Here is a 15,213-nt window from a genome sequence, read left to right on the forward strand (position 1 = left end):
TTCATGTGCAAAACTATAAATATTAGATCAGTCTAACAAATAAATAAGGGTAGTATTATTGCTTTAAAGGCATTAAAGAGAGAAAAGATCAAGGAACTAATTCTAGTCCCCAGTCTAGCCCTTTGTTAACAGCAGGTACCCCTTCTACTAACCATTTGGCAGGTTTTTCGCCTTTCAGCAGCCAATCGAAGAATTGTTGTTGACGTATCTGAATATCTTTTCTGTTTTTACGTTCTTCGAGATTGTGTTCTTCTCCGTTGTAATTGAGCATCCATACGGGTTTCCCTAAACGTCGCAGACCTGTAAATAACTCAATGCCCTGATACCAAGGCACTGCTCCGTCATTATCATTAGCCATAATTACTAGTGGAGTAGAAACTTTAGGTAGATGAAACAGTGGGGAGTTTTCGATATATAAATCGGGTCTTTCCCAGAGAGTGGCCCCGATGCGACTTTGTGTTTTTTCGTATTGAAACTGGCGGTTGAGACCCGAAGACCATCTTATACCCCCATAGGCACTGGTCATGTTGGCTACAGGAGCCCCTGCCCATGCAGCAGCAAACATGGGTGTCATGGTAATAATTTGAGCCACCTGAATACCACCCCAGCTTTGCCCTTGCAATCCCATATGTTTGCTATCAACCCAACTGAATTTTGTAAGTGCTTTAGCACCGCTTACGATATAATCATAAGCGCTCTTGGCAGGATGACCGATGGTATAGCTAATATCAGGAGTCATCACTATGTATCCACGGCTTACAAAAAAAGAAATATTTAGGCGGCTGGGCGTAGGAGCCGGGGGATGGTATTTGTAAAGATTGTAGGAGAGCTTTTCATAGAAATATAATATTACTGGATATTTTTGAGTGCTGTCAAAGTTTTCCGGTTTATATAAAATTCCTGTGGCCGGTTTGCCTGAAAAAGTTTTCCATTTGAACAAGGAGGCTGTTCCCCAGTTGTATTCCTTTTGCTGTGGATTGATAAAGGAAAGCTGTTCTTCCTTACCTGCTAGATAGACATACACATTAGGAGATTGTTCAAAGCTTTCTCTACTATAAGCAAATACAGGAGCATTCTTAGCCTTTAGTACGGTGTTAAAATGATAGGGCTGATTATGAAATAAGCTAGGAGTAAGAATATCGTGGTTCAGCTTATTGTGTTGTAAGATGACGAGTCCGCTTTTTTTGGTGGTATTATCAAATAGTTTCAGCAGATTCATTTGAGAGGTATGGATGCATTTTTCATCCGAATCGCCCGAGATATATCGATATGTGATTTTGTTTTTTCTACCGTTTTGTGTGAGGTTGACAGGGGCTACCTTACCCGATGGGTCTACTTGCCAGATATCATATCTATCATAGATAAGAACATATTGGTCTTCGTCAACCCAACCTGCAATGCCATAAGGAGCAGGGGAGTCGGGTACATCATTTTCCTCATCACATAAAAGTGATTTGATGCCCGATGTGATTTTTATAGTCTTACTACCATCAAAGGAATAATAGTGTTGAGTCTTGTGATTATACCATATCACATATTTACCGGTAGGAGCTATCCATGAAGCGCTAATATGCCCGTCGAGATTTGTAACTACTGGGATTGTACGGTTGGTAACAATATCTATCCAATATATATCCTTTGGAGTACGCCCGGCCCATTGCGATGTTACTCGCCTGCCCGTATCGGTAATAGCTACAAAATATTTTGCATCGGCCAAAGCTCCTTCATATACATTGGGAAAAGAAAGACTGCCTATCTGAAACATTCTTTTTTGAACAAAGTCGTATACGGCGAGGTAACTTTTTTCGCGGTCTCTTTTTTGATTTTTTAATTGGTAAGGTTGTAGATAATCATCTTTGTAATGCCAGATATCCAGATTTACTTTATCAATGTCTTTTATTGTGGTATCCTTTGAAGGTCTTGCTGGTGCTGTACCGAATAGTAGTCGTTCGCCGGAAGTGCTAAATCGTAGCTGTGCAAATTCACTTACCCTATATCCTTTAGGGAAATGCGGTGTTAACGTATCAATCAGCTTGATAGCACTATCCATTCCCTGTTCGTAATACCAAAGCTCGTAATCAGGCTGTACTTCTTTTGCTCTGCCTTTTCTTTGTAATACAAAGGCGGCTTGATTTCCGTCTTCGGAAAGGGTTAAATTCTTGAAGTCTTTGCCGCCTCGCATGATGGTATCTGTCTTATGTGTTGTAAGATGAAAGCGTATAATGCAGGTGGAGTTGATGGTATCGTTAAGATTTAAAGTTTGTTCAATCAACAGGTGTGTTCCTTTTTTATTGAATACATATTCGTTTACATGAGCAAATGTGTGCTGATAACCGGTGGAGGGATTTATCAGCAGTAGATGATTATTTTTTCCGGGATCAGGATGCTTATCTTTTTCTTGTTGTGGTTTTAAAGTGCTAATGAGATACTGTAGTGAATCGATAATCTGTCGCAGACTATCCTTCGCTGGATCAGCTTTGTAACGCCTTTGAGCAGTAGCGATTGTAGTATCTCGAAATAGACTTGCCACCCACTCGTTTTTTTCTTTAGGCGTTTTATACGATACTAGGTTGGGGTATTTGAGAATTTGAGTTCCTCCCAGCATAGCAATACCTAAGCTGTCTTTGGGCATATCGGCGACTTGCTTTTTTTTGATCTTTGCCTGTCTGATTTCGCTGTAAAGCGGCTTGATTTTGAAGATGAGCCATTGATCATCGCCCGTAATAGAGGCGTCATAACCGCGCGGAATTACTTTTTTATAATTGTTATCAGTAGATTGTATAATCAGTTCATCATCGCCTTCTTGTACTTTGATGTTGTATACAATCCATTTCCCGTCTTTGCTTAATAGGATATTGCTTATCGATTGCCAGCTGTCATAAACACTATGGTCTAATACTTTTTTCTGTGCATTAATCAAAAGACAACAAGCGCATTGCAAAAGAATTAGCGTTAGTTTTTTCATGGTGTAGATATAGTAAATGGGAATTGATATCGAATGCAGTGTATGTTACAATTTAGTGAAATGAAAAATTATATTACAAAAAACCTTTACTCCATTATAGAGCATAGCATCTGAAATCATAAATTCAGGAGTGTGGTGAGGCGGGGCTTTGGTAGGGTCATTACCCTTAGGCATTCCGCCGTAGTAAAGAAATACGGCAGGAGCTTTGCTTCCGTAATGGGCGAAATCCTCTGCTCCGGTTACCCATCGTGTTTCCTGCACGTTTTCTGCTCCGATTGTTTTCTGTAGTAGTGGAACGATTTTATGGGTCAGTTCAATATCATTGAAAGTAACAGGATTGTTTTTGTATATGACCACTTCTGCTGTAGCATTATTGGCTTCTGCAATATGAGTGGCGATATGTTGGAGACGTCTATGTACATCATTTTGCATGGTGGTATCAAAAGTGCGAATGGTACCTACCATCTCCAATTCTCCTGGAATAATATTATGACGAACTCCAGCTTGTATCTTACCTACTGTAACTACCACTGGAGCTTTGGTGAGATCTTCCTGTCGGCTTACAATTTGCTGAATGGCATTGATGATTTGAGCTCCTGTGGTGATAGGGTCTATACTTTTCCAAGGTTGAGAACCATGTGAGGGTTTCCCTTTTATCTTAATAGTAAATCGGTCGCTGGCAGCCATGAAAGGCCCGGGTTTGTAATATACTTTGCCTTCTTCAATCCAGCTTTCAATATGCAAACCGAATATGGCATCCACTTTCGGATGATCCATCACACCTTCCTTTACCATAAGACTGGCGCCGCCTTCCTCACCGGGGGGAGCGCCTTCTTCTGCAGGCTGGAAAATGAACTTTACTGTTCCGGGAATGTCTTTTTTCATCGAAGCCAACACTTCCGCAGTGCCCATGAGAATAGCCACATGCGCATCATGTCCGCACGCATGCATTACAGGTACTTGCTCTCCCAAATATTCGGCTTTTACAGTGGATTTGAAGGGCAGGTCATTACGTTCTTCTACGGGAAGTGCATCCATGTCGGCGCGAAGGGCTATTACAGGACCCGGTTTGCCTCCTCGCAGGATACCCACGACGCCGGTTTTGGCCATCGTTTGGGTTTCAATGCCCAGCTTTTTAAGATGGGCTAAGATGTATTGTTGGGTTTTAAACTCGCGATTGCTGAGTTCCGGATTTTGATGAATATGCCTGCGCCATTCTACGAGCTTGGGTTGTATAGCTTCTGCTTTTTGTGCAATCAGTTGTTCGATGTTTTGTGCAAAAAGCGGAAGTGCAATAAAATGGCACAGGCTAAGGAATATTTTTCTCATTTTCCTAAGTTAGCTAAAAAATCATTTTAGCTAACACCTTCCACAGTTACATTCTTATCAATTTTCTGAATGAGTCCTTGTAAAACTTTTCCGGGACCACATTCGGTGAATTTGGAAGCTCCATTTTCTACCATCGATAGGATGGTTTGTGTCCAACGTACTGCTCCAGTAAGCTGCGCAATGAGGTTTTGCTTGATTTCATCTTTATCATATACAGCTTTTGCAGTAACATTTTGATAGATGGGGCAGATAGGTGTATGGAAATCGGTTTTTTCAATGGCTTCTTGAAGTTCTTTCCTTGCAGGTCCCATTAAAGGAGAGTGGAAAGCGCCGCCAACAGGTAGTACCAGCGCGCGTTTTGCTCCTGCAGCTTTCATTTTTTCGCAGGCCACTTCGATGCCCTTGATGCTGCCACTTATTACCAGCTGCCCCGGACAATTGTAGTTGGCCGGAACCACTACTTCGCCGGTTTCTTTTTGTACTTCGGCGCAAATTGCTTCAACTTTTTCATCGGGCAGGTTGATAATGGCTGCCATGGTAGAAGGTGTAATTTCACATGCTTTTTGCATAGCGCTGGCACGCACAGCTACTAGTTTCAGACCGTCTTCAAAGCTAATGGTGCCATTGGCCACCAGTGCTGAAAATTCTCCTAATGAATGCCCGGCCACCATATCGGGTTTGGCTTCTTGGATGGATTTATAAGCCACGATAGAGTGCAGAAATACTGCAGGCTGGGTAACGTTGGTTTGTTTTAATTCCTCATCTGAGCCATTGAACATAATGTCGGAGATTCTGAATCCCAGCACCTCATTGGCTTGTTCAAACAGCTTTTTGGCAAATACACTTTGTTCGTAAAGATCTTTTCCCATTCCGGTAAACTGAGAACCTTGTCCGGGGAAAACGAAAGCATGCTTCATCTTGTTATGACTTTTTTTCTAAATATAGTTATTTATAAACCGGGCTAAAGTTTCAGCAAAATGCGGCTACCCTTTAGCTTTATTGTTAATGCAAATCTGCACTGATTAATTTTAAAAACTCGCTTCGGGTGGGATTTTTTTGAAATTCTCCATCAAAAGCAGAAGTTGTAGTAACCGAGTTTTGTTTTTGCACGCCTCGCATCATCATGCACAGATGTTTTGCCTCGATTACTACTGCTACACCCAGAGGGTTGAGGGTTTCTTTAATGGCATTCATAATCTGTACCGTTAATCTTTCCTGTACTTGTAGCCGTCTACTAAATACATCTACTACGCGAGCAATTTTACTCAACCCCGTAATCCATCCGTTAGGAATATAGGCTACATGTGCTTTGCCAAAGAAAGGCAGTAGATGGTGCTCACACATGCTATACAGTTCAATATCTTTCACCACAATCATTTCGCTAACATCTTCATGAAATTTGGCGGAGTTGATAATAGCATGTGCATCCATCTGGTAGCCCTGCGTCATGAACTGCATGGCTTTTGCTTGACGCTCCGGAGTTTTTAGTAATCCTTCACGCGAGGCATCTTCACCCAACAGCGTGAGTATTTCTTTATAATGACGGATGAGTTGCTCCGTGATTGGGGTATCGTAATGTTCTGTTTTTTTATAGGACATGCTTTTCTAAAATTGTGATACGGGTGTTACCTGCCGGCCGGGTATTCTACAAAGTTTCGTGGAGTTTCATACAACCTCACTTGAAGGTCGAGATGCTCACTTATATGAGGCCGGATAAGGTTATAAATAACGATAACGATATTTTCTGCTGTAGGATTAAGATTTTTAAATTCTTCTGTATCTAAATTAAGGTTTTTATGGTCAAATCGGCTTACTACTTCTCTCTTAATGATATTGCTTAACTCTACTATATTGACTACAAATCCCGTCTGCGGGTCGATCTCTCCGGTTACTTTGACCACAATATCGTAATTATGTCCATGATAATTGGGAGAAGCGCATTTCCCAAAAATTTGCGTATTGGTAGCTTCGTCCCATTCCGGATTATATAAGCGGTGGGCTGCGTTAAAATGTTCCTCTCTGAAAACGGATACTTTCATTAATAATTCAGTCTGTTTTACGATTTTATATACAGGAACGTACGTTCAGGGTTAAAAAATTATTCTCCAAAATATTCCACATAGATGCGGGGAGTTTCGTAGAGCTTTATGCAGTGAAGCTGTACACCGGCAGGAATGTGTGGTTCCAATTGTTTCCAGATTTCGATTGCTAGATTTTCGGTACTACACATTTTGCCTTTCATGAAATCCACATCTTCATTAAGATTTTTATGGTCTAGCTTTTCAATAATATGTTCCCTGATAATGGTGCTCAATCTTTTTACATCAAATACAAACCCTGTTTCCGTATGTGGCCGAGCTTTTACGGTAACGTATAGGTCGTAGTTGTGCCCATGCCAGTTGGGATTGGCACATTTGCCAAAAACCGCCTGATTCCTTTCCTCGTCCCAATTCGGATTGTAAAGCCGATGGGCGGCATTAAAATGCTCTTTTCTTGTCAGATATACCATCGCGCAAAGGTAATATTTAGAAAGAATACCGACATTTGCTGCAACATTTTTTTTATGAATGTTCTGGTTCTATCTGCTACAAAGCTTGAAATAGCAGCTTCTACATCCTTTTTGAGGAAAAATAAAGTTGATGTGCTGATTACAGGTATTGGCATGCTATCAGCTACTTATGCACTAACCAAGGTTTTGTGGCAAAAAAAGCCCCGCTATATCATCCAAGCAGGTTTGGCGGGGAGTTTTGATAAAAACATTCCATTGGGAGCCGTATTGGCGGTGTCAAAGGATGGGATTGCGGATTTGGGTGTGATGGAGCAACAGCATTGGCGCTCGGTGTTCGATTTGGGGCTCATGAGGGCGAATCAACCCCCTTTTATAAACGGCCGTTTGTTTAATCCTTATAAAAAGCTTTTAAAGAGTTGCGGTTTGCCACAAGTATCAGCCGTGACGGTGAATGAAATATCCACCAACAAAAAAAGAATTGCATTGTTAAAAGAGCGTGGTGCTGTACTGGAATCGATGGAGGGTGCAGCATTGCATTATGTGGCGAAGCTGGAGAAAATCCCCTTTTTGCAAATGCGAGCCGTTTCGAATTATGTAGGAGAGCGTAACAAGGAAAAATGGGATTTTAAAATGTCCTTGGCGCGTTTGAATGAGGAGTTAGTGCGCATTATTGGGGTGCTGAAAGATGGAGTGATATAGTATTTGTTCATGTTTAATTTTGAAATTAGATGACAATATCAATAGGTTTTTCTCCCTGTCCGAACGATACTTTTATTTTCGATGCACTGGTAAATGGTAAAATAGATACGGGAGATATAAAGTTTGAGCCAGTATTAGAAGATGTGGAAACGCTTAATCAGTGGGCATTGGAGGGGAAGCTGGATATTACCAAACTGAGTTTTCCGGCTTATTTCAGAACAGCTACTACGTATCGTTTGTTAGATGCAGGTAGTGCATTGGGGAAGGGGGTTGGACCATTGCTGATTAGCAGCATCGATAGGCCGTTTTCTACGGACGATGTAAATAAAGCTACTGTTGTGTTACCTGGTATCAATACTACAGCCCATCTGCTTTTCAGCTTTGCCTATCCGGGGGCGCTTCATAAAACTTTCAAAGTGTTTCATGAAATCGAAGATGCAGTAGTGCGTGGTGAAGCCGATTTAGGTGTAATTATTCATGAAAACCGATTTACTTATCAGCAAAAAGGTTTGCATAAAGTAATGGACTTGGGCGAATATTGGGAGACAAAAATGGGGGTGCCCATTCCTTTGGGGGGTATTGTTATCAAAGAATCGTTGGGAGAGGAGTTGCGTCAAAGAGTAAACACGCTTATCAATAAGAGTCTACAATATGCGTTTGACAGATATCCTCAAGTTTCGGATTATGTAAAGCAGCACGCACAGACGATGAGTGAGGAAGTAATGCGTCAGCACATCGAATTATACGTTAATAATTATAGCCTCAACTTGGGCCCCGAAGGTCACAAAGCTGTTGAGGTATTAAGGAGCATTTTCGAGAAAATAGCACAGTAATAGAATCATATAGATTTCTATTATTCCTGTCCCACTTGAATGCTTTGTACCATTTTTTTGGCTGCCGGTTTGCCCTGGTAAATAGCTGGAGACCATTTAGGCATTTGTTCCATTTTCTCTACCAACACCGCATTGAAGTAGTCATCCACTCCTTTCAGTACTTTAAAGTTTACGGCAGAGCCATCAGTATCGATAATGAATTCTACCTGAGCAAAGGCTCTAGTAACATCATCGGGAAGTACTTTTTCCATTTCTTTGCTAAGCTCTTTCAGATACTTAGAAAAAGCAGCAGCACCACCCGGGTACTCAGGCCATTTAGCCACTGAAGTAGGTAAGAAGTCAATTTTACGCACAGTAGGTTTGTGATTACTGGTGGGGCGCACCTTAGGTTGAAACTTAGGTGTTTTGGGAAGGGCGTCTTTAATAACATATTCTCCATCGTCTCTAATCATCACCACCGGCACCTGTTTATATGTTTCGAAATAATCAAAAGCATCTTCCAATTTAGAGGCAAATGCTTTTAATTGCGGGTTGTCTTTAGTGAGCGTGTTGATGTATTCGTAACTTTTCTGCACATCAAATTTCACAGGAAAAATATGTACTGGGATAAAGTCCAGTCCTGCAGCTTTACTGCTGGCGGTCATCACATACAATTCCCCGATCTGGTCATCCTTGATGGGGATACAACCCACAGTGGAGCAACCTCCATGGATATAGATATCGCCTCCAGGTCTTACCGGGTCGCTTAATACACGGTCAGATGCATTAGGATAATTTAACCGAAGGGATAAGTAATAATTGCTGTTTGGATTAAAACCACTGATATGATAGAATCCTTCCGGAACCTGATAGTCGCCTTCAAATCTTTTAGGTCCTAGTGTTCCTACAAGAGCACACACCTTGTATATCTTAACAAGCTTATAGGGCTCTTCCAGTTTGTTTTTAGCCCATACCTCTAGCTGACTGTCATACTTAAACGAACGTATGTACAGATATCTGGCCGGCCAAATTAGGTTTTTGGCAGCAAAGAGAGCTTTTAAAGCAGCTTCTTTTCTGGCAAAGGATTCTCGTGGTCGCTGAAATCCCAGTTGATAAGTTAAGAAAGAAGAGGTGGAGACGTCAAAAGTGGAGGTCTGAGCTTGTAATGAAACAAAACCAATCAGAAGGATTACTGTCCAAATAAACTTTTTCATCATCAAAAAAGGTTGCCTGTGGTACTGCGAAGAAAATGAAATATTTACGATTTTATGCAATGTTTTGAATAATATATACAAATTTAGAATATAAGAGTTGAAAATTTCCATAACTAAATGTTATAAACTGAAAGGTGCATATGACACCCTTACCTATCTTTGCGACATGCGAAAAATCGGAATCTTAGGGGGAGGACAATTAGGCAGAATGTTGTTACAGGCGGCAGCCAATTATCCCGTTGAAACATATGTATTGGAAAATGATGCTGAATGTCCTGCAGCTCATTTATGTCATCATTTTACAAAAGGGGATATCACCCGGTATGATGATGTTTACAATTTTGGAAAAAATTTAGATGCCCTCACTATAGAGATTGAAAATGTAAACATTGACGCGCTTGAGCAATTGGAAAAAGAAGGAAAACGAATTTTTCCGAAACCTCAGGTATTGCGCATTATTTGTAATAAAGTTCGTCAGAAACAATATTACGCTGATTATAACATCCCTACGTCAGAATTTGTCGTAACGCAAAATTTGGAAGAATTAAGACAACACGTGCACTTGCTGCCAGCAGTACACAAACTGGGGCAAGGAGGGTACGATGGCAGAGGGGTTCAAATAATTGAGAATGAATCTGATATAGAGAAGGGGTTTGATGCAGAAAGCGTATTGGAGAAAAAAGTGGCTATCGAAAAAGAAATAGCACTTATGGTGGCGGTAGCTAATGATGGAAAAATAACCATGTATCCGCCGGTGGAAATGGTTTTTGACGATGTGCTAAACCTGTTGAGTTATCAGCTTTGTCCGGCAGAGCTGAGTCAAGAAGTTTATTTTAAAGCCGAAGCAACTGCTCTTACCACAGTGAAAAACTTTCAATCTGCCGGTCTTTTTGCAGTAGAAATGTTTGTTACGCCTTCGGGCGATGTGTTGGTAAATGAAACGGCCCCCCGGGTGCATAACAGCGGCCATCATACTATCGAGGCACATTACAGCTCGCAGTTTGATATGCTGTGGAGAATTATGCTCGATTATCCGTTGGGTTGTACCGATGCTATCATGCCTTCGCTCATGCAAAATATATTGGGAGCGGAAGGGCACAGCGGAGAAGCTCATTATGAGGGGTTGGAGGAAATGTTAAAGTTGGAAAATGCATTTTTTCATATCTATGGTAAGAAAAATACTAAGCCTGGTAGAAAGATGGGGCATGTAACCATCATCAGTAAAGAAAAGGCCGATTTGCTTCATAAGGCAAATAAGATAAAGCATAATTTATCTGTAGTTGCCAAAACTCCCCATGAGTAAGTCAGGTAAAAACAAAAGGTTTTGTAGATTTGAACGTCTCATAATAACATCATCTGCTTATTCATTTAGATTAACGATTTTGAATGCTACTGATTTTTTTAAACAAAAACGGAATATTACTAGCAATTGTTTGCCTGCTGTTTGCTGCTTGTGGACAGAAGCAAAACAATGCAAAGGGAGGGAATAATAACGGAAAACGTGCTGCGTCAAAACTGGATGGCTATATTGCTAAAGTAGCACCGTATGCGGAAATAATCGAAGTGCCGGGTACGATTGTCGCCAATGAGGCAACCGAAATACATCCGGAGGTTTCAGGCCGCATTGTGCAACTCAATATTGCCGAAGGTAAAGTGGTGTCGAAAGGTACTTTACTGGCCAAGATTTATGATGGTGACTTGCAGGCTCAGCTCAAAAAACTGCAGTCGCAGCTGGCAATAGCCCAATCCAATGAAGAACGGGCTGCACAATTATTAAAAATTCAGGCTATTAGCCGAAGCGATTATGATGCCGTATTGTTAAATCTGAATAATATTCAGGCCGATATTGATGTAGTGAAAACCGATATTCAGAAAACAGAAGTGCGTGCACCTTTCAGTGGAAAAATCGGTTTAAAGAATATTAGTCCTGGTACTTATGTAACGCCGTCCACGGTAATCGCCACTATCAATCAGGTAGAAGAATTAAAGCTCGATTTTTCTATTCCTGAAAAATATATTGGTAATATCGAAAACGGGCAGATGGTACATTTTACCGTTCAGGGAAGTAGTGAAACCTATACGGCAAAGATATATGCAACATCTGCAAATGTAACACTGAATAGCAGAACGCTGGACGTGCGCGCGAAAATAGTTGGCAACACTGCAGGATTAGTACCGGGCGCTTTTGCTAAAATTAGAATTGAGCTCGCTCCGCGAAATGTAATTTTTGTGCCATCACAAGCAGTTATTCCTACGATAAAAGGAAAGCAGGTAATTGTGTACCGTGAGGGTAAAGCTGTATTTACCGAAGTGGAACTGAGCGGACGGGATTCGGCCAGAGTGGCTGTGGAGAGAGGCCTAAAAGAAGGGGATACGATTGTAGTATCTGGTGTCATGAGCACCAAGCCTGACTCGAAGATTGAGATAGGAAGGATTGTATATTAGAGGAATCGACAGAAAGCGGTTTCCCCAATAGCTTGTCATATATCGTTTTTTTATTTGTAAATAGCCGAAGCGGGAGATTTTTTAATGAATATTTCTGAATTAAGTTTAAAGAGACCGGTTCTGGCAATAGTGATGAATATCATCATTATTGTATTTGGTATCATCTCGTTTAAGTTTCTGGGAGTTCGGGATTATCCTGCTATCGATCCTCCCAATATCAGCGTACGTACTACTTATGCAGGCGCCAATGCTGATATTATCGAATCTCAGATAACAGAGCCGCTCGAGGATGCTATCAACGGTATTCCGGGTATCAGAAATATCACTTCTATCAGTAGTAATGGTGTCAGTAATATCAATGTTGAATTTGAAGTAGGAGTAGATCTGGAAGCTGCCGCTAATGATGTGCGCGATAAAGTAGCGGCTGCACAAAGAAGCTTACCTCCTGATTTAGAAGCTCCTTCTTCAGTGAGTAAGGCTGATGCCAGTGCCGAGCCTATCCTAGCCATGACTGTGCAGAGTGATACCAAAAACCCTATGGAGCTGAGTGAGTATGCCACGAATGTGTTGGTAGATCGTCTTCAAACTATTCCTGGAGTAAGTAGCATTGATACCTGGGGTGAAAAGCGGTTTGCTATGCGGTTATGGCTCGATCCTAATAGAATGGCCGCACTGAAAGTAACTACAGGAGATATTCAGGCCGCTTTGCAGCGTGAAAATGTAGAGTTGCCTTCTGGAAAACTTACAGGAGAAAATACCGAGTTGAGCATACGAACCTTTGGACGTTTAGATACGGAAGAAGAGTTCGAGAATGTAATCATAAGAAATGAAAACGGTGCAGACATACGTATTAAGGATGTAGCGAAAGTAGTGCTGGGTCCTGAAAATGAAGAGTCGCAGTTGAAGGAGAGTGCCGTACCAATGATTGCATTAGCTGTCATTCCTCAGCCAGGAGCGAATTATGTTTCCATATCAAATGAGTTTTACAAACGCCTAGAAGAGATAAAGAAAGAGGTACCTTCGGATATTACCTTGAAAATTGCCCTCGATCAGACTACTTATATTAAGACATCTATTAAAGAAGTAGAAGAAACTTTATTCATTGCCATTGGCCTGGTAATAATTATTATCTATCTGTTTTTCCGCGATTGGATTTTATCCATCAGGCCATTACTGGATATTCCGGTTTCGCTTATTGGTGCTTTTTTCATCATGTACATAATGGGGTACACCATTAATGTGCTTTCGCTGCTTGCCATTGTATTGGCCACAGGTTTGGTGGTGGATGATGGTATTGTGGTTACAGAGAATATTTTTAAAAAGCTTGAACAGGGCAAAAGTAAACGCAGAGCCGCTCTCGAGGGATCCAAAGAAATTTACTTTGCAGTAATTGCTACTTCTATTACGCTTGCGATCGTGTTCCTTCCTATTGTGTTCCTACAAGGTTTTGTGGGACGTCTGTTCCGTGAATTTGGTATTGTAGTGGCAGGAGCGGTACTAATATCAGCTTTTGTATCCTTGACCCTAACGCCGGTGCTGAATGTATTTGTTGCGAAGAAAAATGTACATGATCATTCATGGTTCTATAGAAAAACAGAACCCTTTTTTCTGGGTATGGAAAAACTTTATGAACGTACGCTGAAAGCGTTCATGAAAGTGAGGTGGATGGCATGGGTGATTGTACTAGTGTGTTTTGGTATTATTTACTTTATTGGAACCAATATTCAGTCTGAGCTAGCACCCCTGGAAGATAAGAGTCAGTTTAGGCTCAGTTTGTCGGCGCCGGAAGGTACTTCGTTCTATGCTATGGACCGGTATATCGATAAGGTGTCAAAATTCATAATGGATTCGGTTCCTGAACATGAAATCGTACTTTCTCTGGCAGGGTCTAGGCAAAGCGGAAATGCAAATTCTGGGTTTGTACGCGTAAGGCTGGTGCCTCCTACCGAGCGGGAGCGCTCTCAAAAAGAAATTGTAGAATATGTGAACCGCCATGTTTCTAAATTTACAGAGGCTAGGGCATTTGCGATACAGGATCAGACTATTCAGGTAAACAGACGTGGGGGGCAGGCTGTACAGTTTGTAATTCAGAATAACAACTTCGATAAACTGGCCGAAGTGCTGCCTAAGTTTCTGGAGGAAGCTAATAAGAGCGATATACTGCAACAAGTAGATGCCGATCTTAAGTTCAATAAACCTGAACTAAGAGTACGTATTGATAGACTTAAAGCTGCACAGCTAGGCGTATCCGTTGCAGATGTTTCACAAGCGTTACAGACGGCATACAGTAATCAGCGGTTGGGATATTTTACCAGAAGTGGAAAGCAGTATCAGGTAATTGCACAGGTAGATCGGTTGGATCGAAATGATCCTGATGATCTCAAGAAAATATTTGTACGTAATAAATCCGGACAATTGATTAGTTTGGATAACATCACTACGGTGGAAGAGTCTACTACACCACCTACAATTTATCACTATAACAGATATAAATCGGCAACTATATCGGCTAATTTGGCTGAAGGTTATACGGTAGGCGATGGCGTTAAGGAAATGAGGCGTATTGCCAATCAAGTATTGGATGAAAGCTTCACCACATCACTTACGGGATCGGCAAGAGATTTTGAAGAAAGTAGTAGTAATACGGCATTTGCCTTTTTGCTAGCTTTAGGGCTCATTTATCTAGTGCTTGCCGCCCAGTTTGAAAGCTTTATAGATCCGTTTATTATTATGATTACGGTGCCATTGGCATTGGCAGGTGCCTTACTATCCTTATGGATATTCGGCCAAACGCTGAATATCTTCTCACAGATAGGTATGATTATGCTTATCGGTTTGGTTACGAAGAACGGTATTCTTATTGTGGAGTTTGCTAATCAAAGCCGGAGGCGCGGCATGTCGAAGCCACAGGCAGTGGTTTTTGCTGCCTGCCAGCGTTTGCGTCCTATTTTGATGACTAGTATGGCGATGGCTTTAGGAGCTTTGCCTATTGCATTGTCATTAGGAGCGGCAGCTACCAGTCGCATACCTTTGGGAATCGTAATTGTAGGGGGTATCACCTTCTCTTTAATTCTTACATTATATGTACTGCCGGCCATATACAGCTATATGTCTGCTAATAAGAAAAACCGGGAGTTTGAAGAGCTGCTGAAAGAAGAGGATGAGCTATCTGAGACAAAAGAATTGGTTACTGCATAAATTTTATATAAAGAGCTTTAATAGGTTTTTGTTATATCGAAA

At 41.3% G+C, this 15,213-nt stretch carries 12 protein-coding genes; 5 read left to right on the forward strand and 7 right to left on the reverse strand.

What is annotated here, in order from left to right; all coding sequences use genetic code 11:
* Positions 1–88: 88 nt before the first annotated feature.
* From V2H41_RS10795 to V2H41_RS10820, 6 genes are all read right to left on the reverse strand, one after another.
* A complete protein-coding gene (locus V2H41_RS10795) occupies positions 89–2,965 on the reverse strand; it encodes an alpha/beta hydrolase family protein (RefSeq protein ID WP_330975165.1) in 2,877 nt (958 codons plus the stop codon).
* A 45-nt stretch (positions 2,966–3,010) separates the two neighbouring features.
* Positions 3,011–4,294 carry an amidohydrolase gene (locus V2H41_RS10800; RefSeq protein WP_330975166.1) on the reverse strand — a complete coding sequence of 428 codons (1,284 nt, stop codon included), beginning with the start codon at positions 4,292–4,294 and terminating at the stop codon, positions 3,011–3,013.
* 26 nt (positions 4,295–4,320) lie between these two features.
* Positions 4,321–5,211: an ACP S-malonyltransferase gene (gene fabD, locus V2H41_RS10805; RefSeq protein ID WP_330975167.1), complete on the reverse strand. Its 891-nt coding sequence runs from the start codon at positions 5,209–5,211 to the stop codon at positions 4,321–4,323.
* 85 nt (positions 5,212–5,296) lie between these two features.
* Positions 5,297–5,893 carry a GTP cyclohydrolase I FolE gene (folE, locus tag V2H41_RS10810; RefSeq protein ID WP_330975168.1) on the reverse strand — a complete coding sequence of 199 codons (597 nt, stop codon included), beginning with the start codon at positions 5,891–5,893 and terminating at the stop codon, positions 5,297–5,299.
* A gap of 26 nt (positions 5,894–5,919) precedes the next feature.
* Positions 5,920–6,333 (reverse strand): 6-pyruvoyl trahydropterin synthase family protein, encoded by a 414-nt coding sequence (locus V2H41_RS10815; RefSeq protein ID WP_330975169.1) that lies wholly within the window; start codon positions 6,331–6,333, stop codon positions 5,920–5,922.
* 59 nt (positions 6,334–6,392) lie between these two features.
* Positions 6,393–6,803 (reverse strand): 6-pyruvoyl trahydropterin synthase family protein, encoded by a 411-nt coding sequence (locus V2H41_RS10820; protein WP_330975170.1) that lies wholly within the window; start codon positions 6,801–6,803, stop codon positions 6,393–6,395.
* 54 nt (positions 6,804–6,857) lie between these two features.
* Between V2H41_RS10820 and mqnB the strand changes: the two genes are divergently transcribed.
* Entirely contained in the window at positions 6,858–7,502 is a 645-nt protein-coding gene (mqnB, locus tag V2H41_RS10825; RefSeq protein WP_330975171.1) for a futalosine hydrolase, read from the forward strand.
* Positions 7,503–7,531: 29 nt separating this feature from the next.
* Positions 7,532–8,335 carry a 1,4-dihydroxy-6-naphtoate synthase gene (locus V2H41_RS10830; protein ID WP_330975172.1) on the forward strand — a complete coding sequence of 268 codons (804 nt, stop codon included), beginning with the start codon at positions 7,532–7,534 and terminating at the stop codon, positions 8,333–8,335.
* A gap of 20 nt (positions 8,336–8,355) precedes the next feature.
* Here the strand turns inward: V2H41_RS10830 and V2H41_RS10835 are convergent, their stop codons facing one another.
* Positions 8,356–9,531: a L,D-transpeptidase family protein gene (locus tag V2H41_RS10835; protein ID WP_330975173.1), complete on the reverse strand. Its 1,176-nt coding sequence runs from the start codon at positions 9,529–9,531 to the stop codon at positions 8,356–8,358.
* A gap of 163 nt (positions 9,532–9,694) precedes the next feature.
* Between V2H41_RS10835 and V2H41_RS10840 the strand changes: the two genes are divergently transcribed.
* The 3 genes from V2H41_RS10840 to V2H41_RS10850 all read left to right on the forward strand — a co-directional run bounded on the left by V2H41_RS10840 (position 9,695) and on the right by V2H41_RS10850 (position 15,171).
* Positions 9,695–10,831, forward strand: coding sequence for a 5-(carboxyamino)imidazole ribonucleotide synthase (locus tag V2H41_RS10840; protein WP_330975174.1), 1,137 nt, complete (start codon positions 9,695–9,697; stop codon positions 10,829–10,831).
* 83 nt (positions 10,832–10,914) lie between these two features.
* Complete coding sequence (locus tag V2H41_RS10845; protein WP_330975175.1) at positions 10,915–11,973, forward strand: efflux RND transporter periplasmic adaptor subunit; 1,059 nt, start codon at positions 10,915–10,917, stop codon at positions 11,971–11,973.
* A gap of 84 nt (positions 11,974–12,057) precedes the next feature.
* On the forward strand, positions 12,058–15,171 hold the full coding sequence (locus V2H41_RS10850; protein WP_330975176.1) for an efflux RND transporter permease subunit: 3,114 nt from the start codon (positions 12,058–12,060) through the stop codon (positions 15,169–15,171).
* Positions 15,172–15,213 lie beyond the last annotated feature (42 nt).

Origin of the sequence: Niabella digestorum (assembly GCF_036409055.1) — a bacterium.
GTDB classification, from domain to species: Bacteria; Bacteroidota; Bacteroidia; order Chitinophagales; family Chitinophagaceae; genus Niabella; species Niabella composti.

What these genes read in the sequence shown, in the direction of transcription:
- fabD (WP_330975167.1), bottom strand. Translation starts at nt 5,211, where the DNA reads ATGAAGCATGCTTTCGTTTTCCCCGGACAAGGTTCTCAGTTTACCGGA.
- folE (WP_330975168.1), bottom strand. Translation starts at nt 5,893, where the DNA reads ATGTCCTATAAAAAAACAGAACATTACGATACCCCAATCACGGAGCAA.
- V2H41_RS10795 (WP_330975165.1), bottom strand. Translation starts at nt 2,965, where the DNA reads ATGAAAAAACTAACGCTAATTCTTTTGCAATGCGCTTGTTGTCTTTTG.
- V2H41_RS10800 (WP_330975166.1), bottom strand. Translation starts at nt 4,294, where the DNA reads ATGAGAAAAATATTCCTTAGCCTGTGCCATTTTATTGCACTTCCGCTT.
- V2H41_RS10835 (WP_330975173.1), bottom strand. Translation starts at nt 9,531, where the DNA reads ATGATGAAAAAGTTTATTTGGACAGTAATCCTTCTGATTGGTTTTGTT.
- V2H41_RS10840 (WP_330975174.1), top strand. Translation starts at nt 9,695, where the DNA reads ATGCGAAAAATCGGAATCTTAGGGGGAGGACAATTAGGCAGAATGTTG.
- V2H41_RS10820 (WP_330975170.1), bottom strand. Translation starts at nt 6,803, where the DNA reads ATGGTATATCTGACAAGAAAAGAGCATTTTAATGCCGCCCATCGGCTT.
- V2H41_RS10850 (WP_330975176.1), top strand. Translation starts at nt 12,058, where the DNA reads ATGAATATTTCTGAATTAAGTTTAAAGAGACCGGTTCTGGCAATAGTG.
- V2H41_RS10830 (WP_330975172.1), top strand. Translation starts at nt 7,532, where the DNA reads ATGACAATATCAATAGGTTTTTCTCCCTGTCCGAACGATACTTTTATT.
- V2H41_RS10845 (WP_330975175.1), top strand. Translation starts at nt 10,915, where the DNA reads ATGCTACTGATTTTTTTAAACAAAAACGGAATATTACTAGCAATTGTT.
- V2H41_RS10815 (WP_330975169.1), bottom strand. Translation starts at nt 6,333, where the DNA reads ATGAAAGTATCCGTTTTCAGAGAGGAACATTTTAACGCAGCCCACCGC.
- mqnB (WP_330975171.1), top strand. Translation starts at nt 6,858, where the DNA reads ATGAATGTTCTGGTTCTATCTGCTACAAAGCTTGAAATAGCAGCTTCT.